Below are 23,995 nucleotides of genomic sequence, written 5' to 3' on the forward strand. Positions count from 1 at the left end.
CCAGAACCTAGGCAGGACAACGGCGTGCGCCATCAACGACGCGCCCAACCACCCACAGACACGTCACAAGACCCATAAATATGACTCTGAGGTATATCGCTCACGAGGACTGTCGGCCCCCGGGTGCTACAGCAGCAGGTTGAGCAGGAGCACGCCGAGGAAGCCGACGACCGAGATGATCGTCTCCATCACCGACCAGCTCTTGATGGTCTGCCCGACGGTCAGCCCGAAGTACTCCTTGACCAGCCAGAACCCGGCGTCGTTGACGTGTGAGAAGAACAGCGACCCGCAGCCGATGGCCAGCGCCAGCAGGGCCACCCCGGGTCGGTCCAGGGTCGCCGCCAGCGGTGCCACGATGCCCGCCGCCGTGATGGTGGCGACGGTCGCCGAGCCGGTGGCCACCCGGATGCCGACCGCGACCAGCCAGCCCAGCAACAGCGGGGAGAGGCTGGCGTCCTTGGCCGCGTCGGCGACCAGGTCACCCACGCCGGCGTCCACCAGCACCTGCTTGAACCCGCCGCCGGCCGCGACGATGAGCAGGATGCCGGCGATCGGCGGCAGTGATCCGCCGAGTACCGAGGAGACCTGGGAGCGGCTGAAGCCGGCCTGGTAGCCGAGGGTGAACATCGCCAGGATCACGCCGGCGAGCAGCGCCACGATCGGCGTGCCGACGATGTCCAGTGCCTTGCGGCCCGCGGTGCCCTCGTCCAGGGTCAGCTCGCCGATCGCGCGCAGCAGCATGAGCGCCACCGGCAGCAGCACGGTGATCACCGCCGGCCAGAACGCCGGGGTACGCCGGGCGGTCTCCGTGCCACTGTCGTCCACCGGTGCGCCCGGTCGTTCGGCCCCCGGGCTGACCAGGTCGTCGTCGGTGAGCAGGTCACCGTCCACGTCGGCGTCCCGCGGACCGGTCGTGTCGCGTCCGGCTCGTCCGGCCGTACCGCCGGCGCGACGGGTCGGCAGCAGCGAGAGTGGGGCGGTGGCCGGTACGTAGCGGGCGATGATGCTGCCGAAGACCGGCCCGGAGATGATCACCGTGGGGATCGCCACGAGCAGGCCCAGCCCGAGCGTCAGACCCAGGTCCGCGTTGAGCGAGGAGATCGCCACCAGCGGGCCGGGGTGTGGCGGGACGAGCCCGTGCAGCACCGACAGGCCGGCCAGCGCCGGAATGCCGATCTTCATGAGCGGTACGTCGGTCCGCATCGAGACGAGCAGCACGATCGGCACCAGCAGCACCACGCCGACCTCGAAGAAGAGCGGCAACCCGATCAGTGCCGCCACGCCGGCCATCGCCCAGGGCAACGCGCTACCGGAGACCCGGCCGACGATCCGGTTGACGATGCCGTCCGCGCCGCCGGATTCGGCGAGCAGACCGCCGATCATCGCGCCGAGCGCGATCAGCAGCCCGACGCCGCCGACCGTGGAGCCCACCCCGCCGGTGAACGAGGTGATCATCTTGTCCGGTGCGACGCTGGCGGTGACACCGAGCACCGCCGCGCCGAGGATCAGCGACAGGAACGGGTGCACCTTGGCCCAGGCGATCAGCACCACCACGGCGGCGATGCCGAGCAGGGCGGCGATGACGAGCTGGGTGTCGCCGGCGGTGGTGACCGGTTCGGCCGGTGCGGCGAGGGGGGTCGGGAGGCTGGCCAGGGCGAGGGGTGGGGGCACGGGGATCACGACCTTCGGGGTGGGGGTCGACCCTGGGCCGGGCCGGCCGAAGGGTTACATCGGTGGCGGTTCGGGAGCGAGCTCCGGTGGCAGGCCGGGTGCCAGCCGACGCAGTGAGGTGAAGGTGGGCACCAGCGCGTCGTACAGCTCGGCGAAGAGCGGCAGCAGCGACGCGTAGGTGGCCGCGGCGGCCGGGTCGGGGCGGACCGTCTCCTCGATCCGCACCAGGTCGGCTGCCACGTCGATGCTGGGGATCAGCCCCAGCGCCTGCATGCCGAGCAGCGCCGCGCCGAAGCTCGACCCCTCGTGCCCGGCGGGGAAACTCACCGGCAGGCCGAGCACGTCGGCGAGCATCTGCCGCCACAGGCCACTGCGGGCGAAGCCGCCGCCGGCCCGGATCTCGCGGACCTCGTTGCCGGCCGAGCGCACCGAGCTGAGCACCAACGCGAGCTGCTGGCAGACCCCCTCCAACGCGGCCCGCACCAGGTGCTCGCGACGGTGCCCGTGGGTCAACCCCACGTACGCGCCGCGCGGCAGCGCGCTCCAGTGTGGGGCCCGCTCGCTGAGCAGGTACGGCAGCATGATGAGCCCGCCCGAGCCGACCGGCGCCTGAGCCGCTAGCGCGACCAGCTCCGCGTGGGCGTGCTCGCCCAGATCGGGAGCGAGCGCGTCACCGGCCCACTTGAGCACGATGCCGCCGTTGTTGATCGCGCCGCCGACCACCCAACGGTCCTCGGTCAACGCATAGCAGAACACCCCGCCGAGCGGGTCCACGCCGGGCCGTTCGACCATCACCCGCATCGCGCCGCTGGTGCCGATCGAACAGGCCACCATGCCGGGGTGCACCGCGCCCAGGCCCAGGTTGGCCAGCGGCCCGTCACCCGCGCCGACCACCACCGGGGTGCGCTGCGGCAGGCCGGTCACCGCCGCGGCCTGCGGGGTGAGCCCGGGGAGTACGGCGGTGGTGCCGACCAGTTGGGGCAGTTGCTCCTCGGTGATGCCGGCCATGGCCAGCGCCTCGCCGTCCCACTCCAGCTCGTGGATGTTCAGCAGACCGGTGGCCGAGGCGACCGAGTGGTCGGTGACCAGCGCGTCGCAGAGTCGCAGCAGCACCCAGTCCTTGATGCCCACCCAGTGCGCGACCTGCTCGAAGAGCGCCGGCTCCTGCTCGGCGAACCAGAGCAGCTTGGGCAGCGGCGCCATCGGGTGTACCGGCGTACCGGTACGGCGGTGCAGGGCCAGCCCGGACGGCACCGCCCGCAGCCGCTCGGCCTGCCGACTGGAACGCGAGTCGGCCCAGGTCACCGACGGGGTGATCGGGTCGCCGTCCGGGTTGAGCCCGATCAGGCTGTGCATCGCGCTGCTGAACGACAGCCCGGCCACCGGCTCGGCCAGCTCGGTCACTACCGTACGGACCGACTCCAGCACCGCGTCGAGGATGACCTGTGGGTCCTGCTCGGCGTACCCGGGTTGCGGGTTGTTCAGCGGATAGCCGACCGAGTGGCTGGCGAGCTGCCGGCCACCGGTGTCATACGCGACGGCCTTGGTGCTGGTGGTGCCGATGTCGACCCCGATCACCACGCCGGACCGGGAGTCCTGCGGCACGACCCTCACCCCCTCCGTACGGCGGTGCGGCGGCAGCGCCACCCGGCTGAGGCTGACGTTACCGAGGGATCGATCGCCGCGCACGGCGCGCGACAACGTGAATCGACTCAGCAGTATCGCCCGATCGTCCCGTTTACTCCATCGATCGGGCAATTCGCCCGATCCGGCGTGTCCGGGTGCCGCGCCAGGACTGTTAACCCGAGTGACACCCAGATTGGTGGCCTGCGCGGCGAAGGAGTCGGCGTGGCGAAGACTGATTCGACGGGTTCCACTTGGCGGTACCGGTGGGCGCACCGGCAGAACGTGCGACGCGTCAGCACGTACCGCGGCGCCGAGGCGGCATGGCGACGACGCGATGACGAGCTACGGCGGCTGCGCGCCCTGGCCGCCGACTTCCAGGGCTCCGCGCAGGCCGGCGCCGGCCTGCCACTGGAGTTGACCGGCGACGAGGTGGTGCTCTGGGCGCTGCCGGCAGCGCAGTTGGTCGAGGTACGGCACACCACGGTGCTGCCCGCGCCGGACCTCACGGTCGACCCGCAGACCGGGCCGCTGCGCCCGCGCCGCCCGGACGGCGTCCGCGTCACCGACGCCGGCATGGCGGTGATCACCAGCCGTCGACTCGTGCTGCTCGGCGGACGCGGCCGGCGCGACTGGGCGTACGGCCGAATGACCGGCCTGTCCCACGACCCGGCGGCGCCGGTCACCCTGATCCAGGTCCTGGACCGGCGGCGTAGCTCCGGGCTGATGCTGCCCACCGACGCGGCGGCGGACTTCCGGTTCAAGCTCACCCTGGCCTTCGCCGACGCGATCGAGCAGCGCGGCGCGGTCCTCGCCCAACTCGACGAGCTGATCGCGGAGCACGCCCAGCTCAAGCCGTTCCGGCCGGCCGTGGCCACCCCCGGGCAGGCGCGGCTCTTCGCGCGGGTGCCCGGTGGGCAGCGGACCGTTGCGGTGGCCGCGGCCCTCGCGCTGCTGGTGCCGGCGGCGTTGTTCGACTCGAATCCGTCCGACCCGGCCGGTGGAGTGGAGGTCGCCGTCGCCGCCACACCGGCGCCCACCCCCAGTGCGAAACCGCTGCTCCGCCGCCCGGTGCTCACCGTGCCGTCGCAGGCCACGTCGCCCAAGCCGAAGAAGTCGAAGCGTCCGTCGCCCACCGCCACCCGTGACCCGCGCTGCGGCGCACCGGCCAACCCGCTGGGGTACGGCTTCTGCGGCGGCACCCGGATCAACCAGCCGGCCTCCGAGGTGTGCGACTGGTTCGACTGCGTACCCCAGTTCTGGGCCGGCCCGGGCTACCTGGTGCAGTGCCGGGACGGCTCGATCAGTCTGACCGGCGGCCGGCCCAACGCCTGTGCCGAGCACAAGGGCGTACGGCGAGCAGTGACCGTTTAATCCCGATTCACTGCTACTCGCCGGTTAACTTCGGCCAGAATTGGTGTGTGGAGATCCGCTCCGACGACGGCGCCCGGGTGAGGATCCGCCCGGTCGGCTACCAACCGGGCATCGAGCCGCCCGACGACCCCGGCCGGGCCGCCCCCGGCTGGCACGACTGGCTGCTCATCGAGGTGGACGCCCGTACCGCCGACGGCCAGACCTGGTCGCACCACTACCCGAGCCTGATGGTCGAGGAGGCTCGGGCGCTCGGCGGATGGCTACGCGGGCAGGCCAAGGCGGCCGTCGCACCGAGTCAGGCACCGGCGCTGGTCCGCTTCACCGAACCCAACCTGGCCCTGCGTACCCGGATGATCCGCCGCCGTCGGTTGGAGCTGACCGTGGAGTTCTCCGCCGAGTCGCTGCCACCGTGGATGCGCCGCCCGTCCACCGCCGTCTATCCGCTGGTCCTCACCGTCTCGGCGGACGTGCTGGCGGTCGCCGCCGCGCACTGGGCCGAGCACGTCGAGGCGTACCCGCCGCGAATGGCGTCCCGATTTCCGGTCCGCAATCCGCTGCTCGGGCCCGTGACGCACCCCCGACGCGCCGGCTGACCGGCACCGGGCTACGCGCGGAGCGAGGCCTGGGCGACGTCGATGGCGTCGAGCAAGTCCTCCTGGTGCGCGAAGCCGTCCTCGACGATCGCCATGTCCACTCCGCATTCGCGCTGCCGCGGCCGGAGCAACGTCTCCTGCACCGGCGCCACCGGGAAGGCCAGCGGGTCGAGGCCGGCAACCGCGTCCACGCCGTTGACCTGGAGCCACCTGTTGTGGTCATCCACGACGACCGCACCGGCGGCGATGCCCCTGGTCCACTGGTCGAAGAGGGCGGCCAGGCTGGTGGCGGCCCGCACCGAGTCCCAGGCGTCGGGGGAGATCTCGTAGCGCCAGATCTCACCCTCATGTTCGCCCGCGAGGACGAACGTGTAGAGGACGACATCGAAGTGGAACAGCGGCAGTTGCCGCCGCCAGGGGAACGGCGTACCGATCGACAGCCCGAGATGGTCCAGCACGTCCCCGCCCTGCGGCCACGGCATCCGCCACCCGCCGTTGGGCAGCAACCGCCGGTCCGGCCAGCGCTGCGACTGCAACCAGGCCAGCTGCTCCGCGACATGGTCCACGCCGAAGATCCGGTAGACCAGGTCCGGTGGTGGCCCGGCCGGCGACTCGCCCTGGTCGGGCCAGTCGAGGCCGGCGGCCGTCGCCGCGACGCGGTACTCGCGTACCGCGTCGCGCAGCACGCGCAGATCATCGAGCATCAGCAAGCTCCTCGGCCCCGGCTGGGGGAATCGTGCACAGGCTAGCCCGCCCGCTGCCGTCCGTCTGGCCCGTCGTCACGCCGGGGCTCGCAGCCCCGTCAGGTGGGCATGAGAGCACTCGTACGAACCGCCGCCGCCCTGCTCGGGCTGGCCTCCACGATCGTCGGCGGCTGGGCGCTGCTCGCGCCGGCCGCGTTCAGCGACTGGGCCGGGTTCCCGCCGGCCCGACACTTTGTACACGACGTCGGCGCCTTCCAACTCGGCATCGGCGTGACCCTGCTGCTCGCCACCATCTGGGCCGACGCGCTCAGCGTGGCGCTCGCCGGTTACGTGGTCGGCGGCACCGCCCACACGATCGTGCACATCGCCGACCAGAACCTCGGCGGCACCACCGGGCAGACCCTCGCCATCGCCGGGGCCGTGGTGGTGGCCGGAGTGGCGTTCACCTACCGGTGGCACGAGCGGGGCTGGGTGCTCGGCACGGTCTCGCCGAGCAGCGTGCCGGAGCTGGCCCCGTTCGACCAGCAGAAGACGGTCGTGCTGACCACGTACCGCCGCGACGGGCGGCCGGTCGCCACGCCGGTGAACATCGCGGTGGCCGGCGACCAGGCGTACGTGCGCAGCTTCGAGCGGGCCTGGAAGACCCGACGGATCAGCAACAACCCGACCGTAACGGTGGCACCGTCGACCGTGCGCGGCACGCCGACCGGCCCGGCCGTCCAGGCCACCGCCCGCCAACTGACCGGAGCGGAGTACGCCACGGCGGCACGCACGCTGCGCCGCAAGTATCCGCTGCTGCACGGGGTGCTCGTGCCGCTGATGCACCGCCTCGGACGGAGCAAGAGCGGCCGTACGGTGCACTTCGCGCTCGTGCCGAAGCACTAGTCTGTCAAATCTCTCCTTCCGGGAACAAAGGGGTGTATCGATCCCGCCCGCGTTCCCTGTCACGTGGATGAGCGGTTGTACCGCCTGTGACCCCATCCTCAACGGCGCTACCCCACTGGCGGAACGTGTGGGCCGAGCGCGAGAACGACCGGCGGCGACGGGCGTACCGGAGCGAATCCGACGCCTGGCGCCGCCGCAGGGACCACCTGACCCGGCTCCGGATCGAGGCCGGCGGGTTCCTCGGGTGCACCCAGCCGCGTACCGGCCTGCCGGTCGAGCTCGCCGACGACGAACTCATCTTCCGGGTGGTGCCCGACGCGGAGCTGGTCGAGGCCGAGGCCCGGCACGTACCCGGCCTACCCACGCCGGGTCGCACCGCCACCTACGCCGAGACGCCCGACGACGCCCTGCCGAGCGGCCTGCGGATCATCGATTCCGGCCTGGCCGTCGTCACCAACCACCGGGTCGCCTTCGCCGGCCGCGACCACCGGCGCGAGTGGACGTACGCGGACCTGCTCGGCCCCGCCCACCACCCCGACGTCCCGCTCACCCTGCTGCACACCACCGGCCGTGGCCGGCTCGCCGGGCTGCTGGTGCCGGCCACCGCCGTGGTGAACCTGCGCTTCTATCTCACCCTCGCCGTCGCCACCTTCGCCGACGAGCGTGCCGCGGTCGTCGCGCAGCTCGACGATCTGCTGTCCGCCCATCGCTGTGCCGAGCCGCTGCCGCTGTCGTTGGTCACACCGGAAGACGCCCCGCTGGCGGCGGTACGCCCCGACCGGCGGGCGGTCGCCGTCACCGCCGTCGCCACGGTGGTGTTCGCGACGCTGACCGCTGGCGCGTTCGGCTCCGAGACGGGCAGCTCGGGGGGCCGCGCCGAGGCAGGCACCATCACCACCGCCGACGCCGTCGTGCCCGCTCACTTCGACGAACCGGACCGGGGTACGCCCACCGCGGGCGGTGCCGCGACGCGGATCACCGGCGGTGTACCGCCTCGCGAGGTCCCTCGACCGGTGGTCCCGGTTCCGACGTCCGAGCCGGTGCCCCTGGTCGCCTCGGTGCCGTCCGCTGTCGCGGTGCCGCCGGCCGCTCCGGTCGTACCGTCTGCTCCGGCGCCGTCCGCCAGCTCGACGCCGACGCCCGGTCCGGCCCCGACCACGCCGCTACCCACGGTGTCGGCCACGCCCAGCGCGCCGGCCTCGCCCACCGCGTTGCCCTCGCCGTCGCCGAGCTCGACGGTGCTCTCGATCTGCCTGGACGCGTTCCAGTCAACGGTGCCCTGCCCCTGACGCGTTCGCTCAGTTGGGGGCGCTGAAGTCGGGGAGGGTGAGGGTGCCGTCCGGGCCGAGCGTGAAGCCCGGGTTCCAGGCGACCTCCCACAGGTGACCGTCCGGGTCGGCGAAGTAGGCGGCGTAGCCGCCGTAGAACGTCTCCCTCGCCGGTTTGGTCACCTCGGCCCCGGCGGCGGTCGCCGCGGCCATCACCTCGTCGACCTCCTCCCGGGACCGGACGTTCTGCGCCAGGCCCATCCCGCCGAAGCCGTCGGTGTTCGGATCGTCGATGCCCGCGTCCTCGGCCAGCTTGTCGCGCCCCCACAACACCAACGCCAGGCCGCCGGCCTGCACGAAGACCGTGTCCTCGACCTCCTGGCCGTGCCAGCCCAACTGCTCGTAGAACTTCTTGGACCGCTGTAGGTCAGTGACTCCCAGGGTGATCAGGCTTACTCGCTGCTCCATCCCAGCAACCTAACGCGGGATCCCTCGCGCGGCTCGGCAGACGGCCCCGACATTGTCTCGGCGCGATCCGCCGAACCTTGACGGAGCCCGATCACGCATGGAAGTCTCTCGATGACTGCTAGTGCGACGACTGATCCGGCGTTGGGGGGCGCCGCTGCATGTGACGCGTTCCTTCAGTCAACAAGAGGAGAAGCATGCGAGTGCGATCATCTGCGCCATCTGTTGGGCGGCGGTTCATCGCCGTATCTCTCGGCGTGTTCCTGACCCTTTCCGTGCTGCCCGCCACCGCCGCTTCAGCCGACACCGGATCGGCTTCCGAGGCCGCCCATCCCGCGGTTGCGCCGGTGAGCGAACGCGGCAGCGGCCTCACCGCATCCGAGATCGTGGCGCAGGCCGGATGCGCGTTCATCACGGACGGCGACTACGTCCACAAGACCGGCAACGATGCCACCGGCCACGGATGGTGGGTCAACGTCAACTGCGCCTCCGGCACTCGGGCGACGGTCAAGATCTGGCTTGAGGAATACTTTTCCGACAACAGTTGGCGAGTCAAGGGCAGCGGATCGAAGAGCCCCGTCTACTCCGGCGGCGGCTCTGCCAACCGCGCGAACGCGCGCGCGACCTGCCAAAACTCCGGCACCGTCTCGTGGCGCAGTCGCATCGACGTCGACCTGATCGGCCAGGTGGACTCGCCCGAGCAAGCGGTCACCGCCGTACGTGAGTTGGCTTGCGCCGTCAACTGATCGCGGCTCACATCGGGGCGCCCTGCGGCATGGCACGTGGCCGCAGCGCGCCCCATTTGTGCGCTTGCCGCCCGTAGGATGGCGATCATGACCGCTCGGATAGTTGGCTTCTACGCGCTGTGCGACGTGCGTTCTGGCGGCGAGGCGAGCGTGGTCCCCGGAAATCGGCTCGACTTCACTGTGGACGAATTCGCACGGCTCTCTGACGGGGAGCCTGTTCCGCTGCGGGAACTCGGGTGGAGCAGTGTGGCGTCGGCCGGCGGCGCGGCCACTCTTGCGCTCTATCTGACCGAGGAGCAGGTCGTCGGCAGCGTTCGAAACGTCGTCCTGCCGGACGACGCCGAGACGTCGAACGACGAGCATCCGTGGCAGGAATTCGCCGCGACGCTCACGGAGAAGGGCTTTTCGACAACTGCGGACGAGCTTCGCGGTTTGCCGTACGAAGTCGTGCTCAGTCCGCGCCTCCGCGCACTGCTGTCCGCTCCGGCACCGTAAAGGGGTATAGCGCTGCAGGACATTGCCGCTCGCCCGGTCCGGCTACGGCCAAGTCGCCCCCTCAACCCATAGCATCGGTGCTATGAGTGATCGCCTGGACTGGAACGACCTGCGCGAACGTCGGATGGCGGAGCCCGGGGCGGCCGAAACGTACGAGGCCACCCGGATCGCCTTCGAGCTTGGCCAAGAGGTGCGGCACCTGCGCGAGGGACATGGCTGGAGCCAGAGCCAGTTGGCCCGAGCCGCGGGCATGACCCAGTCCGCTGTGGCTCGCTTCGAGGCGGGCGGGACCACACCGACCCTGCCGGTGCTGGAGCGCCTGGCCCGAGCCTTCGACAGCAGACTCTTCTCGGCAGGCGGTGCGTAGGACATTAGTGCTGTTCGCGCGGCCCTACCCGTAAAGAAGTGACTTGTGCTGGCGAATCGACAGCTGGCTGCGTCCGCGCATTCCCGGCGCACTCAGGAGGGGGCGTGATGAGGTTCGCGTCGGCGCGTCTGCCTAGTGGTCGGCGGCAGGCACGCCGCGAGTGGGGGGCACGGATTATGGCCTCGCCGATGCTAGGTTGACGCGGAGTTCCTCGACGACCGCTAACGCCTCTTCTTCTTCGACGTCCTCGGCCCACCGCAGGCGCCAGGTCGAATCGGCCGCGAGCACCGTGTCGAGTGCCCGTGTCGCCAGGTCAAGTAGTGATGGGGTGACCCCGATGTCATGGCGGCCGATGAGGAAGTGTGGGGCATAGGCCGAGTCCGACGGCGGTGTCCCAGTGAGTGACTGCAGCACAGTCGCGGCGGCAGCGATGGCTCGGGCGGCGTCTTCTGAGGCTAGGGCGCGCCCCGCCGTGACGGCTGGCTCGAGAGTTTGACGAACGAGGTCTAAGCGTTGACCAGGCGCGGTGGCTTCCAGTAGGCCGCACCACTCGACAGCGTCATCGTTGTCGAACGGACCGAGCTGCCATGTGGCCATTACTCCTCCTCGTGGACGGCGTAACCAAACCACACCGCTCCCTTGACTACTGCGGGGGATCGGGGTCGAAGCTCGCTGTGCCCAGCCCGCGAGGGCGGCTCCGCAACCCCACGAAGCTCCATTCGTAGCGCGTCACGCCGGGTGTGTCACGGTTGAAGATCCACAACTCCGCGGTATGCTTCTGCGATGCTTGAGCCGCCAGGAAAGCCAGTCAGTGACCGTACCTCGGTAGAGCTGTTCGCTGGCGGCGGCGGTTTGGCCATGGCTGTACATCGAGCGGGCTTCCGACCTCTGCTGGTCAACGAACTGGTGAAGCACGCGTGCGACACGCTTAAGGCCAACGTGGCGGAGTCGAGGGGTGGGGACGAGCGGATCCCTTCGGCCGGTGAGCGGTGGCCCTTGGTCGAGGGCGATGTGTCCCGGGTTGAGTTCGGTTACTTGTGGGACCGCGTGGATCTACTCGCCGGAGGGCCGCCCTGTCAGCCGTTCAGCTTGGGCGGCGTCGCGCGTGGCGACGAGGACAAGCGCAACATGTTCCCGGAGATGTTCCGCGCTATCCGTCAGATCCAGCCCAAGGCCGTCATCTGCGAGAACGTCCGCGGCCTGCTGCGTCCGTCGTTCAGACCGTACTTCGAGTACATCGAGCGTGAGTTGAAGCTCCCCTTCGAAGAGCGCGACGATGACACCACATGGCGTGACCATGACGAGGTGTTGAGGGCGCGCCTCAGCGAGGAGCCGGCGGACCCCAAGCGGCGGTATCAGGTCGTCACCACCAAGGTCAACGCGGCTGACTACGGCGTTCCGCAGATCCGAAACAGGATCATCATGGTGGCGTTCCGGTCAGATCTCGGAGTCGACGTCGCGGGCTTTGAGGATGCAGTGCGTCCGTCGCACTCGGAGGCGGCATTGGTGCGATCAATGCTGGACGGTACCTACTGGAAGAGGCATCCCGACGTGCCCGACCAGGTTCGCCGACGTGTCATGTCCCGACTACCGACCACCCCTCCCCGGGACGACGGCATGCTTCCGTGGCGCACGATGCGGGACGCCCTCAAGGGACTTGACGGTCAGCCGCCCCTTCCCGACGTGCCCTGGGACCGGCTTGACCGGCGGGAATACAACCTCGGCGGGTTCACCGACCACATCGGCTGGCCGGATGCGCGTATTTACGCCGGCCACACCCCGAATGAGCTAGACCGACCGGCGAAGACGGTCAAGGCCGGAGTGCATGGCGTACCGGGCGGCGAGTCCGTGCTGTTGACCGATGAGCCCCTGCCTGAGCCTCTCGGCCACTCGCCATATCCCTACCGGCATAGATACATGACGGTTCGGGAGACAGCACGAGTCATGACGTTCCCAGACCATTGGAGGTTGGTCGGCCCCCGGGGTGAGCAGATGCGCCAGCTCGGCAACGCGGTGCCCGTCGCGCTCGGAGCGTTCTTTGCCAAAGCCATCGCCGCCGCACTCGATGAGGCTGAGAGCCAGCGGTGACTTCGACTGCTGCCCGGGCGGATAGTCGCTGGGCGGAGAAGCCCCCGAATCCGAAGGCTTGGAAGGGCCGCCAGGGACGCACCCGGAAGGCTGCTTCGCTCGAACAGGATCGCGCTGCCGGCGGACCCGACCGGCGTTGGGTTGACCTCGGCGACGGGCGTCAGGCCCGAGCGTCTGTCGAACTCAAAGTGCTACCGCAGACTCGCCGGATTCGGGCCTACCTGCGCTGGTCCGACAACGGACGGTCACCTGCCCGCTACCTCGGCGAGGTCGAGCATGCCACCCGAGATGAGAATTTAGCTGAGGGCTGGCGCGTGGCGTTGGCCCGAGGTCTTCTCGCCGTCCCGGACGCTGCCACGACGTCTTGGGCGAAGAACCCTGGCGTGCGGGCCGTCATGCGCGCCAACAAGGCCCGTGATACCGGCCCGGAACGGCGGCTGCGGTCGCTCCTGCACAAAAGGGGTCTGCGCTACCGGGTCAGCGTAAGGCCGTTGCCCGGCCTGCGTCGCACCGCCGACGTCGTGTTTTCTGCCGCTCGCGTCGCCGTATTCGTTGACGGCTGCTACTGGCACGGATGCCCCGATCACTACCGCCCCGCCCGCGTAAACGACCAGTTTTGGCGAGAGAAGATCGACGGGAACCGCGCGCGAGACACGGAGACTAACCAGATCCTCACCGATGCGGGCTGGTCTGTGATCAGGATCTGGGAGCACGAGAATCCTGTGGTGGCTGCCGACCGCGTTGAAGGAGTCGTTCGCGGGAGGATCGACGCTCAGCCCACCCAGCCGGGTTGAGCCGTCTATTGTTCGGACTAGAGCCTTCTGCTCGGATATGTGGCGGTGCCTCGACGGAGAAGCGCAGCGAACGTTGTTCGCCGAACACCCCCAACCGCCTCGCCTTTCATGAGGCATGGTGATGGTAATGGCAGCCGCGACCCATGATCTCGACAGCCCAGTCTTCGGCTATGGGTGGCGACGTAACACCACTTCAGTGGTGGGCATTGGAGGCGGTTGGCGAAACGTCTCGGTCGAGGTGCTGATGATGCCAGGTCTCGAGTTCGAAGAGCGACGCTGTCTCATCGGGATCGAGGTCGGCTGCCTCCGCGTCCACGTCGCCGTCCGCGAACTGGCGGGGCCCTGCCGTGTAAAGGACCTGGCCATCCGACTCGCGCTTCCACCAACCGAGCGCGCTCTCATACCGCCGACTCTCCTGATAGAGGATTAGGTAGCCAGGCAACGCGGTCAGCTGCCAGCCGGCGGGTAGAGCGGCGACGAGCTGGTGCGCGAGGAGCCTGGCGGATATTTGCTGGCTGGAGACGGTGAGCGAGGTGCTGCGGTAGATCTTCTTGGCTGCCCCACCGTTTTCGAAACGTAGAAGGTAGGGCAGTTGACCCTTCATGGCCTCCAGCACCGTCGTGAGTGGCTGAGTGCCAAGATGCAGTCGGCATTGGTATCCAAGGTCGATGGGATACTTGGCGTCGAAGTGCGCAGCCTTCACGATGCTCGTGTCACGATTTCGTCCGGGATCCTTGTTGCCGAACCCGTTGGTGTTCCACGGAATGCTGTCGTGTTTCCGATAATTCTTTATGAGCAGCTTTTCGGGAGCGGCCGCGTCGAGGTCCTCGTCGACGTAGACGCATACGAACCGGACTGCGTCGGGGTCGAGGCCGGTGCGGCCCGACAGCTTACGGAGGTGCTGGACTAGCCGGTCATGTAGCGACTTTGCGGCCTTGCCAACGTAGACACGTTTATCATTGAAGAACAGCTTATATACGCCGGGACGCCCTGCAATGGTGGAGAGATGCTCTGCCGTCAGGGGAGCGGGCTTGAGTGGTCGCAGGGTGCTCTCCAGTTGATCGGCTAGCGCCCGGGTGATGCTGAGCCGAAACTCGGCGGCCCATCCGTCTGCCATCGCGACCTCCGAGCATCGGTCGATCTGATTTCCGCAGTCTGACACGTCGTTCTTCGAGAGCAAGCTACCCGACTCACCTGCGGTAGGCCAGCGCCGATGCCAATGCCAAGCGAGCGGTACTGGCCTCGACGCCGACGAATCCGCTCCTCACCGCCGAAGCTGCTCAAGGTCGCCTGCCTGGAGCGACGGAACTCTTTACGTGCTGGTGGCGCTGAACCTACCGCTGGCGGCAGGGTGCCGCGTTGGTGACTCACGTTGCCGGATCCCGGCCGACGGATTCGCGTTCACCTGCGAGAACACCCTTGAGTCGGCCGGGATTGCCAAGTGGAGCCACGTGAAGACGGGGTAGGCGCGATGGACGCGATTTTAATGATCTGGGGTGGTTCGGATGCAGGTCATCATTGATGGTTCCAACCAAGTTGGCTGTAGGTGTCTATTTGTTCCGTGATCCGCTGCTGAACCTTTTCGCGTAGGTCTTCGGCTTTGTGCTTCTCCGAGCCGAATGTCCGACGCCGTCCCGGGTGGACGGTGTCCCACATGCTCCTTGCGCTCTTTCTCGTCTTCTCGCCCTGTTCATTACTTCCGAAACCAGTAAGAATGCCGTTCCAAACGGGCTGGTAGCCGACCCGGAGCCCATTCTCGCCTAAGTCGCAATGAACGTCTGGGAGGCGCAACAGTCGGACGCCAAAGTCTTCCAACTCGAGATTCGCTGCCCCGGCTATTGATTGGCGGTGGTGGCTTACCCGTTGCCATAACGGGTCCTTCAAGCGTACGAGCTTGCCAGTGGAGCTGTTGTGTGAACGTGATTGTCCGACGTATACGGGAATCTTGTAGCCTGTGAGAGGTGCGTATAACGCATCGGCGCCGCTCACGTAATAGATCGCGTATAAGCCTGACCCCTCGAAGCGTGGCAGTTCGGTGGCCAAGCTTCGTGAGGGCTCGCGTTCGAAACGTGAGCAGATGATTTTGGTCAAGTCATCCGTTGACAAGGGATCGAAGTAGGGAGGTGGGGAGTGCGTCACGGATTCAGGTTATCGGACCGAGTGCCAGCGATGCTTTCGCCACGCACTGTCTAGGGAATCCGGCCAGCTACGACTGCCCCTGGCCCGTCAATCACCTGCTCTGTCCCTGTCGGAACCTTCGTCCTGACGCTGAGCGGCAGAGCGCCGTCACTCGTCGGGCATTTCCAAGCCGCCTGGCCAATTTTTGGTCTTTGGCCGGGCTATCCTCTTCGCGATTAGATGCCAGCTAATGTCGGAATCGAGAGGGTTGACTGCTACACCAGCGGTGGCGAGCTGATGCAGGCTCGCCTCAAACGCCGGGTGAGCTGCGAGTTCTGCCTTGACGTTCGGGAAGGCGTACACCGGCAGACCGGAACCGAGCGCCTGGTTGAGGATGCCAAGGGCCACGTTGTCGTTGATCCCGAGCGCCCACTTGTTGATGACGTTGAACGTGGCCGGAACCACCACTGTCGCGTCAGCAGCCGGGTGGGGTTCCGGATCGCCCGGACGCCGCCACTCGACCCGCACCGGGTAGCCCGTCTGCCGGGTGAGGGCGTCCCGGTCGATCCAAGTCGCGGCAGTGGGTGTCGCAGTCACGCAGACCGCCCAGCCATCGGCGATCAGCAGGTCGATCAGTTCGTTGATGCGCAGTACCGGTGGTGCGGCCGAGACGACGAGGGCAAGGACAGGACGGTCACTCATACCAGCAATCCTGCCCGCTCGGCCAACGGTCGCAGCCCAGGCGTCGCGGCACGCCGTTCCTTGGAGAGCAGGTCACGTATGAGCTCGCGGGCCTGGACGTTGGCCTGAACGACCTCGGTTGCCGTCCGTTCGGCTTCGAGTAGATGCAGCACAGCCGCTGATCTGTCCGCAGAGCCCATCATTGATGCCGCCGCCAAGTCGACATGCACCTGAGCCCGTCGGCCGACGAGCACGGTGGGCAGGCGCGAGGTGTCCAACCGCAGAGCAACGGTGGCAGCTCGATCAGGGTTTCCGGCTCGAACCGCAGCAGATACCGCGTGGATGGCGACGTTGGTGGGGCCGAAGCCGGTCCACAGGCAGTTGCGGTCGGAGCCCAGCTCCGTCGCCAGCTCACCGGCCTGATTCAGAAGGTGACCGGCTGTCTTCTGTTCGCTGCCGCTCGCAGCGACCACTGCAGCCAAGAGCAGCAGCGCTCCGCGCGCGGAGATGAGATTAGGATCAGTTACCGGACCATCAGAGTTCAGCTGGTCAATGCTGCTCTCCAGGACCTGTGTCGCCTGGCCCGTCCGACCCGGTAGACGAAGAAGTCCGCATGCTGCCTGGTAGGCGGCGACCGCTAGTAGCGCGCGATCACCAGCAAGCCCAGCGGCGGTCGACGCTCGGTCAGCCGTCAACAGGGCGCTTTCGCCGTCCCCGACCTTGGCAGCTAGCTTCGAGGCCGCGATGTATGCCGCGGCAAGCAGTTGAAACGCGCGGACACGCTCGGCCCCGGATGCGTGCATTGCCAGGTTCGTGGCGTGCCCGAGAACATCCGGCAGCAAGCGAGCAGCGGAGCTGTAGCTCGCACGCTGGTACAGGCCGTGAACTCGACCGACGCTCCGCCGTACGTCAGCAAGTGGCCGCATCGGCTCGTCGGATCGGTCGGGCAGGTAGCTGTTGAGGAACGTCCGAAGGCCGGTCAGAAGGTCGGGGCGGACCGCCCCGATTGCGGGGTCGTGGGTCTCATCTCCCATGATCCGCCCCCTGCGCGTCGCCACCGATACATCCACGAGCATCTCGTCGAGCTGTTCGAGACTAACTCGCAATGCGTCGGCGATCCGGCTCCGGTGCCAGGGCTGAGGATCCGTCTCGGCACCCTCCCACCGGACAACGGTGGACCGTTCAACGCCCAGGATTTCGGCCAGACGCTCCTGGCTGAGCCCGAGTGCCTTTCGCCGTTGGCAGAGCCGGTGCCGCTTCAAGGCCACGACGATGCTCCCTCCACTTGCCGCCACTGTAGTAACCAGCGGATCACGGCGCGGGTACGTGCGTGCCTCATGGATGCGCCATTTCGGCTCCTCGGACGCTGTGGCTCCCGACAGGCCACGCCCCGAAGCTGGACGCATGGCCCGGGGCGGGTGTGAGCCCTCGGAACTGCGCCTTCCCCCCGAACGGCGTAGTCCACGCCCGCCCCGGCGCCACTTCAACCGTCAACCTCCCGGAGCTGGCATGCCCAACCTGATCGCCCACCGCCCCAGCAGCGAAAGCAAGAAGGCATGACCGCCACGGAGGTGGTCACCCGCTGGCTGCGGTTGATCATGGAGGACGCGGAGCTGTCGCCGTACCTCATCGGGGTCGACCTGGATCGGCTCGCCGCGCATCTCACCGCGAGCCTGGCCCGCGTACTCGATGGGGAGCCGGCGGCGGCGGACGGCTGGCGTGGCCTGGGGTTGTCCGAGGCGCAGCACCTGCGGGTCGTCGCCTACCTGGTGGGGGTGCTCTGGGCCTCCGACCTGCCCGAGCAGCGGATCGCCGAGGTGCGGCGGGCGTTCGAGGTGAACGCATGAGCCTGGCCACCGCGTGGGCGACGGTCGACGACCGGGCCGCCGGCGACTTCTGGTGCACCCTCGAAGACCGTCGGCCGGGGCTGCTGCCACACCGCGACGCGCCGCTGTTCTTCGGCGCGTTGGGCAGCCTGCTGGTTGGCGGCGGCGATGCGGCGAGCCGGGCGGCGCTGCTCCTGGTGCTCGGCCGCGCGTACCGTCGCTATGGCCTGCTCCCGCACGCCGGCACCATCGGCGACACGCTGCTCGCCACCGTGGCCCGGCACGCCCACCCACTGTGGACGCCGTCGCTCGCGCTCGCCGGGGAACGCGCGATGTGCCGCGCCACGCGGGCCGTGCGCCGCGCCGCCGGCCGCGTCGGCGACGGCCCGGCCTGGTGGCCGGCCCAGGTCATCGGCCACGATCGGCCGTCGCCGGGCATCGCCATTCTGACGGTACGTCCCTGGCTGCGGCTGCCGCACCAGCCTGGCCAGGCCGTCCCGGTCTGCACACCGCGCCTGCCCCGGCACTGGCGCTGGCTCTCGCCGGCCAACGCGCCGCGCCGGGACGGCACCGTCGAACTGCACGTTCGTGCCGTGCCCGCCGGGACCGTCTCCCACAGCCTGGTCAATGGGGTACGCCCCGGAGAACTGCTCTGGCTCGGCCCACCGAGCAACGCCGGCCTGCGCCTCGACCCGGCGCGCACCGATGATCTGCTGCTCGTCGCCGGTGGCACCGGCCTGGCACCGCTGCGCTCCCTGGTCGAACAGGTCGCCGCGGCACCGCTTGGTCGGCGGGTGACGCTGGTCGTGGGCGCCCGCACCTTCGTCGACCTGTACGACTCGGTCACCCTCGACAAGCTGCAGTGCGCCCACGACTGGTTGACGATCGTGCCGGCGTTGTCCGCTGATCCCTGCGCGGAGCCGGCCGAGCAGGGGGACGCGATGACCATCGCCCTTGCGCGTCACCGCCCGGGCCAGGAGGTCTACGTCTGCGGGCCGCCGCCCATGCTGGCGACTGCCCGCCAGCGGCTGCACGCCGCAGGAGTGCCCGCCGACCGCATCCACCTACCCGTGACGGCGTGTTGACGTGAATCCATCGTCGATGACACGGATGCGTCTCCAGTTGTAGGACGCTCTGTGCGACCTTTCCATCCATTGACCTTCGTGAGAGGCTCGCTGCCTGAGCGTGCTCGACTCGGCGCGGAGGGTGAGCGGCATGAGTGGTGCTGACGGCCCGTCCCGGTGGGCTATCGAGAAGTTCGGGCTGCCCCTGGCTTCCGCCTTGCACACTGCCGTCCCGGCGGCGCTGCGACGCGCCGTCGAGTTGGCCCAGGGAGCGCGCGAGGCTTCGGAGTTGGACACGGACCACGCCTTCGGCCCGGTCCGCTGGAAGCAGCAGTACGAGGTCCTGCACGAATATCTGCACAACCTCCCCGATGTGGTGGATGTGCACCCACCCGGTGCCCAGGTGCGGGTCACCATCTGCCGGAGAGGACCTCAACCGGCTGATCCGAGATCTGTTGATCCTCTTCGGGCCTCAACCGGACCATGAGGAGGTCACCCTCCCGCTGATGCCGCTCACCCCCGACGAGGCCCGCGACCGCTCAGGTCTTCGCGAGGTCGTCGAGCAGTTGACCGACGAGCCGAAGGTGCTGCTCGTGGGGTTCGCGTGCAACTCCGACCAGGGTCTGCTCCGAGTCTCCTGGGGCGAGGCGGCGCTGGTCGGCGGCACCGAACTCAAATGGGGCCATGTCGAAGACCTGCCCTGCCCCGCGGGGTAGATCCGGGTCGAGCAGCCGCGGCTCGTCGCGGTCTTCCCAACCGACCCCGCCGCACGCCGCCGATCAGATCGGGAACAGCACGTCGTGTTCGGCGGTCTCCAGGACGCGCTGGAGCAGCTTCTCGTCCAGCGGCTCCCCGATGGTGGCCATGTAGACCGTGATGAGCGTGTATCCGGCCACCACCACCACGTAGGCGTTGTCGCCGGTGGCCGTCTCGCCGCCGGCCGAGATGGTCATCGTGCTGTCGTACCGCCAGCTCAGCTCGCCGATCGCGGGAGGCTGGGCGGCTCGGGTCTGGTAGTCGGATGGCACCGACGACTGGCTCAGTGTGAACGACGGGCACGCCCGCAGGGCATCGCGGGCGGCGGTCAGCACGGCCTCGCCCACCGGAGCGTCGTAGGTGTAGGCGGCGACGGTCACGTCGGTGTACGTGAGCCCGCCCTCGACGGTGTCGCTGGTCCAGGCGCGTTGACCGGTGGCCTTCAGGTGCGGCTTGCCGGCGGCCAGGAAGCTCTCCCGGACCAGCGGCTCGCAGGCGGGGGTCAGGACGGCCGTGTCCGGCGAGACGATGCCGTTGCCGGCGGGGGTGGAGTTGAGGATTTCCCAGGTCGACGGGATCACCAGCACGCTGGACTGGGCCACCCGTTCGGTCTGGAATGGGGTCAGGGCATGCCGGGCGTCCGCGTACCGATCGGTGTAGATCGCGGTGTGGCGCTGCTCCGCGTCCATCGCGACGCCGCCGGGCACGCCGAGGCCGACGACGGCCAGCGCGACGGCGGCGGTCAGCACCGTCGCGCCCGCCGGGGCCAGCCAGCGCACCGACGGTGGCGGCGGGAGACCACGACCGATCAGGGGTACGAGCACCGAGGCGAGCAGCAGCATCGCGTAGCCGAGCCAGGTCGGCGCGACCAGGGCGTCCCCGGTGAACTGGTCCGGCTCGGTGGGGCGGTCGGTCAGCCACCCGTACCCGTAGTGCGCCCCGGTGGCCACGGCGGTGGTCGCGGTCGCGGCGAGCACGCCCCGCGCCCAGCCATCGGGCCACGGAGTGGCCAGGGCGACCACGATGAGCACCACGACGCCGGCGGCCAGGCAGATCCACCACCGCTGCTGCTGCGCCCTCAACTGATCAATCGCCTCGGACGTCTCGGGTCGCACCAGGATCGCCGCCGTCCCGGCGACCGCCGCCGCCGCGAGCGCCACCAGCCAGGGCAGGCCGCGACGCGGCGCCCGCCGCAGGGACAGCAGCGCGTACGCCGGCAGCAGCCCGAGTGCGAGCGCCGGCCAGTCGAACCGGGTCAGCCCGTAGGTGAGGAACAGCCGGAGGCCGTCCGGAACGTGCAGTAGCGCGGCCACTCCTCCGATGGGCCACAGGCCGGCGGCAGCGGCCAGCCCGGCCGCGCCGAGCGCGAGGCGGGTGACGACGGGTCGGTCGGTCCGGGCCGCCAGTTCCGCGACGCTGACGGCCAGCGCGACCACGCTGGCGGCGACCAGCGCCAGCAGAGCCACGGCGAGCGCGACACGGGCGAAGCTACCCGGCCACACCAGAGGGTAGGGGAGCAGGTTCGACGCGAACACGACCGGCATGAGCGGTGCCCCGAGCACGATTCCCGCACCGGTGCCCGCGATTGGTCGCCACCACCGTGGATCGTCAAGTCGGGCGCGCGCTCGACGTGCCAGCGACGGAAACAGGAGGGCGAGCACGGCGGCACCCGTCAGCGCTGGAACAGCGGTGCCACTCCAGCCGTACAACGCCGAGTCGAAGAGCAAGGACAGCACAGAGACGGTGGACATGGCGGTGATGGCCGCGAAGGCCACCGCGAGCGCCTGAATGAACCCGCCCTCCCAGGCGCGCGGGGCCTGCCCCAGCGAGCGGGCCCGATTCGCCGGGTCCGGGTGCCGGGCCAGCACCCGGCGGGCCCAGGGCAGGGGCTGCGTGGGTCGCGGCGGCGCTGCCCGCGAGAACAGCGCCACCAGCCCGGTTTCCGCACCCGCGGCGGCGGCGTAATGGTCGGCCTCGAACTCGCGCAGCCGCAGCAGCGCGGCCGCGAGCACCACCACGGCGACGGCCAGCAGGGCGAACCCGAGCAGCGGCCTGATCATCGATGGCGGTAGCCCGGCCCAGCGGATGCGGGGTGCGCCCGCCAGGGCGAACAGGGGAACGAACAGCCAGGTCGGTCCCCGTACCGCGGAGACCCAGCTGACATCACGGGCCAGCACGTGCGCGATCTCGTGCGTGACGACGGCGTCGAACTTGTCGCCGAGGTCGAGGGCCAGACGGGCCGGGATCACGATGGTCGGCCGCCGGCCCGGCACCGCCGTGGTGAACGCGTGTCGCACCGCCGGCCCGGCCACCCACAGCCGAGGGACGCGCCGCCCGGACAGACCGTGCCGCTGGCACAGCTCGGCGAACCGCTGCTGCGCGGCCGGCGATTCGAGTCGGCCGAACCGGCGTAGGCGGCGCAGGTCCCACCACGGGACCACGACGGCCAGGGCGAGTGTCGCCGCGAGCAGGAGGAGCGCGCCGCCCGCGACCGCCACCCCCCGAAGCTTGAACTGCTCGGCCATGCAGTCGTTCACCGCGTTGATCGATCCTCGATACAACGCGCCGCACCGCGCCTCGGTGATGTTGTCCGTCAGGGCCCGGGAGAGGGGAGCACGGAAGAACACGATGCCGATCGTCACGCCGACGCTGGTCAGCGAGACGACGATCAGGCCGTACAGCCAGAGCAGCGGCTGCGGCCGAAGCAGTGGCTGCGGCCGTTGGTCAGGGGCGGCCGTCATGCGACGAGGTCTCCGGCAGGTGGATGGCACCGACGAGGGCATCGGCGAGGAGGTCCGCGGCCGACTCGTCGAGGCCGAGGGCCGTCGCGTGCCGCCGCGACACGTCGCGCAGCCGGGTCACCTGGGCCGCCGACACGACGATCCGGCCGTCGACCGCCGGCAGCGCCGTGCCGGCCAACTCCCGGCCCGATCGGGTACGGCGGCTCAGCACACGTCGCCACCACGATTTGGCGGCACCGGCCCCGAGACCGAGGACCTCCCGGACCGACGCCGCCACGACCTCGATGACGATCGCGGTGACCAGTGCCTCCTCGATGCCGAAGCCCACCCCGCCACCCGGCGCGCGGCCCTGCTCCAGCCCCGCCCGCCACGCGGCGGCGACCTCGTCGAAGAAACCCGACTCCTCCGGGGCCAGTCGCCCGCTCACCTGTCGGGCCACCCCGAGCACGAACTCCGACGCCTCGACGGTGGTAGCTGGACCGGCCGATTCCATCGTCAAGACGGGCCTCCCAAGCCGGACGACGATTCGACGTCAGGCTATCTATCGTGAGCAAAGCCGAACAGGTCCGTTACGCGACGTAGTCAAGTTGCGGATAATGCCTGGTCAGGCCACTACCTACGGTGAACCGGTCATCACGACCGGCCTCGGCGGCGGCGGTTCCTCTGGAGCCACGCAGCCCACGCGCGCCGCCGCCGAGGCCCCAGACGGGAGAAACACCATGGGTCATCAGAAGCAGTTCCGACGGTTTGGCGGCGCCGTACTCGCGCTCGGCCTCGCCGTGGTCGCCGCGGTGCTCGTCCCGGCGAGTCCGGCGTCCGCAGCCGTCCCCGGCCTGGTACGGATCTCCGTGACCAGCGTCAACAACTCCGCCGACTTCCACAGCGCCACGGCGACCTGTCCCGTCGGCAAGGTGCTGACCGGCACCGGCTTCGAGCTCAACGGGGTGACCGGCGAGGGCATCGTCGACGACCTGCGCCCCAACGGCGGTCCGGCCACCGCGCCGACGGCGGTCACCGTGGGCGCGTACGAGACCGAGCCGTTCGCCGGCAACTGGTCCGTCACCGCGTACGCGATCTGCGCCAACCCGCTGGCCGGTCTGGTACGGGTCTCGACGGTCAGCGTCTCCGACTCGGCCGACTTCCACAGCACCACGGCGACGTGTCCGGTCGGCAAGGTGCTGACCGGCACGGGCTACGAGCTGAACGGCGTGACCGGTGAAGGCGTCGTGGACGACTTCCGCCCCAACGGTGGTGTCGCCACGGCACCCACCTCCGTCAACGTCGGCGCGTACGAGTCGGACGCCACTGCCCTGAGCTGGTCGGTGACCGCGTACGCGATCTGCGCCAACCCGCTGCCGGGCCTGGTGCGGGCGTCCACGGTGGGCGCCAACAACTCCCTCGACTTCCGCAGTGTCGTCGCGAACTGCCCGGTCGGGAAGGTGCTGACCGGCGGCGGCTACGAGCTGAACGGGGTGACCGGCGAGGGCATCGTGGACGACTTCCGCCCCAACGGCGGCCCCGCCACCGCCCCGACGACCATCGCCGCGGGCGCGTACGAGGAGGACGCGTTCGCCGGCAACTGGTCCGACACGTCGTACGCCATCTGTGCCACGGCGTAAACAGCGGTAACCCATCCGGTGCAGCCGTCCCGCACTCGCGGGGCGGCTGCACGGCTCGATACCCCGATATGCCGTTCTCAGGAAGTGCGCGGGACGTGCCCGGCCGTAGCGTGCGGA

The 23,995-nt window shown here is 69.4% G+C and carries 24 protein-coding genes; 13 read left to right on the forward strand and 11 right to left on the reverse strand.

The window, feature by feature from the left end; all coding sequences use genetic code 11:
* Positions 1-126: 126 nt before the first annotated feature.
* Positions 127-1,671, reverse strand: a complete 1,545-nt coding sequence (locus ACFQGL_RS14895; RefSeq protein ID WP_377511669.1) for a GntT/GntP/DsdX family permease — start codon at positions 1,669-1,671, stop codon at positions 127-129.
* A gap of 54 nt (positions 1,672-1,725) precedes the next feature.
* A complete protein-coding gene (locus tag ACFQGL_RS14900; protein WP_377511672.1) occupies positions 1,726-3,276 on the reverse strand; it encodes a gluconokinase in 1,551 nt (516 codons plus the stop codon).
* Positions 3,277-3,519: 243 nt separating this feature from the next.
* Between ACFQGL_RS14900 and ACFQGL_RS14905 the strand changes: the two genes are divergently transcribed.
* Positions 3,520-4,668, forward strand: a complete 1,149-nt coding sequence (locus ACFQGL_RS14905; protein ID WP_377511674.1) for a hypothetical protein — start codon at positions 3,520-3,522, stop codon at positions 4,666-4,668.
* Positions 4,669-4,715: 47 nt separating this feature from the next.
* On the forward strand, positions 4,716-5,261 hold the full coding sequence (locus ACFQGL_RS14910) for a WapI family immunity protein (protein WP_377511677.1): 546 nt from the start codon (positions 4,716-4,718) through the stop codon (positions 5,259-5,261).
* A gap of 11 nt (positions 5,262-5,272) precedes the next feature.
* On the opposite strand, the gene ACFQGL_RS14915 is transcribed toward ACFQGL_RS14910, so the two are convergent.
* Complete coding sequence (locus tag ACFQGL_RS14915) at positions 5,273-5,965, reverse strand: hypothetical protein (RefSeq protein ID WP_377511680.1); 693 nt, start codon at positions 5,963-5,965, stop codon at positions 5,273-5,275.
* A 108-nt stretch (positions 5,966-6,073) separates the two neighbouring features.
* On the opposite strand from ACFQGL_RS14915, the gene ACFQGL_RS14920 reads away from it, so the two are divergent.
* Positions 6,074-6,850 carry a PPOX class F420-dependent oxidoreductase gene (locus tag ACFQGL_RS14920; RefSeq protein ID WP_377511683.1) on the forward strand — a complete coding sequence of 259 codons (777 nt, stop codon included), beginning with the start codon at positions 6,074-6,076 and terminating at the stop codon, positions 6,848-6,850.
* Between the two features lie 125 nt (positions 6,851-6,975).
* A complete protein-coding gene (locus ACFQGL_RS14925; RefSeq protein WP_377511687.1) occupies positions 6,976-8,139 on the forward strand; it encodes a hypothetical protein in 1,164 nt (387 codons plus the stop codon).
* A 9-nt stretch (positions 8,140-8,148) separates the two neighbouring features.
* Here the strand turns inward: ACFQGL_RS14925 and ACFQGL_RS14930 are convergent, their stop codons facing one another.
* Positions 8,149-8,586 carry a VOC family protein gene (locus ACFQGL_RS14930; protein WP_377511690.1) on the reverse strand — a complete coding sequence of 146 codons (438 nt, stop codon included), beginning with the start codon at positions 8,584-8,586 and terminating at the stop codon, positions 8,149-8,151.
* A 254-nt stretch (positions 8,587-8,840) separates the two neighbouring features.
* Between ACFQGL_RS14930 and ACFQGL_RS14935 the strand changes: the two genes are divergently transcribed.
* The 3 genes from ACFQGL_RS14935 to ACFQGL_RS14945 all read left to right on the forward strand — a co-directional run bounded on the left by ACFQGL_RS14935 (position 8,841) and on the right by ACFQGL_RS14945 (position 10,191).
* A complete protein-coding gene (locus ACFQGL_RS14935; protein ID WP_377511693.1) occupies positions 8,841-9,329 on the forward strand; it encodes a hypothetical protein in 489 nt (162 codons plus the stop codon).
* 87 nt (positions 9,330-9,416) lie between these two features.
* Positions 9,417-9,824 (forward strand): hypothetical protein, encoded by a 408-nt coding sequence (locus ACFQGL_RS14940; protein WP_377511696.1) that lies wholly within the window; start codon positions 9,417-9,419, stop codon positions 9,822-9,824.
* An 82-nt stretch (positions 9,825-9,906) separates the two neighbouring features.
* Positions 9,907-10,191 (forward strand): helix-turn-helix domain-containing protein, encoded by a 285-nt coding sequence (locus tag ACFQGL_RS14945; RefSeq protein ID WP_377511699.1) that lies wholly within the window; start codon positions 9,907-9,909, stop codon positions 10,189-10,191.
* Positions 10,192-10,365: 174 nt separating this feature from the next.
* On the opposite strand, the gene ACFQGL_RS14950 is transcribed toward ACFQGL_RS14945, so the two are convergent.
* Positions 10,366-10,788: a DUF4259 domain-containing protein gene (locus ACFQGL_RS14950; protein ID WP_377511702.1), complete on the reverse strand. Its 423-nt coding sequence runs from the start codon at positions 10,786-10,788 to the stop codon at positions 10,366-10,368.
* A 186-nt stretch (positions 10,789-10,974) separates the two neighbouring features.
* Between ACFQGL_RS14950 and ACFQGL_RS14955 the strand changes: the two genes are divergently transcribed.
* Entirely contained in the window at positions 10,975-12,279 is a 1,305-nt protein-coding gene (locus ACFQGL_RS14955) for a DNA cytosine methyltransferase (protein ID WP_377511705.1), read from the forward strand.
* Between the two features lie 383 nt (positions 12,280-12,662).
* Positions 12,663-13,073, forward strand: a complete 411-nt coding sequence (locus ACFQGL_RS14960; RefSeq protein WP_377511708.1) for a very short patch repair endonuclease — start codon at positions 12,663-12,665, stop codon at positions 13,071-13,073.
* Between the two features lie 193 nt (positions 13,074-13,266).
* Here ACFQGL_RS14960 and ACFQGL_RS14965 read toward each other — a convergent pair whose 3' ends face one another.
* From ACFQGL_RS14965 to ACFQGL_RS14980, 4 genes are all read right to left on the reverse strand, one after another.
* Positions 13,267-14,190, reverse strand: coding sequence for a GIY-YIG nuclease family protein (locus ACFQGL_RS14965; RefSeq protein WP_377511711.1), 924 nt, complete (start codon positions 14,188-14,190; stop codon positions 13,267-13,269).
* Between the two features lie 398 nt (positions 14,191-14,588).
* Positions 14,589-15,212 (reverse strand): Eco29kI family restriction endonuclease, encoded by a 624-nt coding sequence (locus ACFQGL_RS14970; protein ID WP_377511714.1) that lies wholly within the window; start codon positions 15,210-15,212, stop codon positions 14,589-14,591.
* Positions 15,213-15,359: 147 nt separating this feature from the next.
* Positions 15,360-15,893 carry a flavoprotein gene (locus tag ACFQGL_RS14975; RefSeq protein ID WP_377511717.1) on the reverse strand — a complete coding sequence of 178 codons (534 nt, stop codon included), beginning with the start codon at positions 15,891-15,893 and terminating at the stop codon, positions 15,360-15,362.
* Positions 15,890-17,140 carry a helix-turn-helix transcriptional regulator gene (locus ACFQGL_RS14980; protein WP_377511720.1) on the reverse strand — a complete coding sequence of 417 codons (1,251 nt, stop codon included), beginning with the start codon at positions 17,138-17,140 and terminating at the stop codon, positions 15,890-15,892. The genes ACFQGL_RS14975 and ACFQGL_RS14980 overlap by 4 nt, the downstream gene beginning before the upstream one ends.
* Positions 17,141-17,428: 288 nt before the next feature.
* Here ACFQGL_RS14980 and ACFQGL_RS14985 point away from each other — a divergent pair, with 288 nt between their 5' ends.
* The 3 genes from ACFQGL_RS14985 to ACFQGL_RS14995 all read left to right on the forward strand — a co-directional run bounded on the left by ACFQGL_RS14985 (position 17,429) and on the right by ACFQGL_RS14995 (position 19,478).
* The gene (locus ACFQGL_RS14985) at positions 17,429-17,719 is read left to right on the forward strand and encodes a globin family protein (protein WP_377511723.1); all 291 of its coding nucleotides are present in this window, start codon (positions 17,429-17,431) and stop codon (positions 17,717-17,719) included.
* The gene (locus tag ACFQGL_RS14990; protein ID WP_377511726.1) at positions 17,716-18,783 is read left to right on the forward strand and encodes an FAD-binding oxidoreductase; all 1,068 of its coding nucleotides are present in this window, start codon (positions 17,716-17,718) and stop codon (positions 18,781-18,783) included. Before ACFQGL_RS14985 ends, ACFQGL_RS14990 begins: the two co-directional genes overlap by 4 nt.
* Positions 18,784-19,268: 485 nt before the next feature.
* On the forward strand, positions 19,269-19,478 hold the full coding sequence (locus tag ACFQGL_RS14995) for a hypothetical protein (protein ID WP_377511729.1): 210 nt from the start codon (positions 19,269-19,271) through the stop codon (positions 19,476-19,478).
* Between the two features lie 63 nt (positions 19,479-19,541).
* Here the strand turns inward: ACFQGL_RS14995 and ACFQGL_RS15000 are convergent, their stop codons facing one another.
* Positions 19,542-22,259: a M48 family metalloprotease gene (locus tag ACFQGL_RS15000; RefSeq protein WP_377511732.1), complete on the reverse strand. Its 2,718-nt coding sequence runs from the start codon at positions 22,257-22,259 to the stop codon at positions 19,542-19,544.
* Entirely contained in the window at positions 22,243-22,758 is a 516-nt protein-coding gene (locus tag ACFQGL_RS15005; RefSeq protein ID WP_377511735.1) for a hypothetical protein, read from the reverse strand. Before ACFQGL_RS15005 ends, ACFQGL_RS15000 begins: the two co-directional genes overlap by 17 nt.
* A gap of 220 nt (positions 22,759-22,978) precedes the next feature.
* Here ACFQGL_RS15005 and ACFQGL_RS15010 point away from each other — a divergent pair, with 220 nt between their 5' ends.
* A complete protein-coding gene (locus tag ACFQGL_RS15010; RefSeq protein WP_377511738.1) occupies positions 22,979-23,878 on the forward strand; it encodes a hypothetical protein in 900 nt (299 codons plus the stop codon).
* The last annotated feature ends 117 nt before the right edge of the window (positions 23,879-23,995 follow it).

The sequence above is a fragment of the Micromonospora vulcania genome (assembly GCF_042658605.1).
Taxonomy (GTDB): domain Bacteria; phylum Actinomycetota; class Actinomycetes; order Mycobacteriales; family Micromonosporaceae; genus Micromonospora; species Micromonospora vulcania.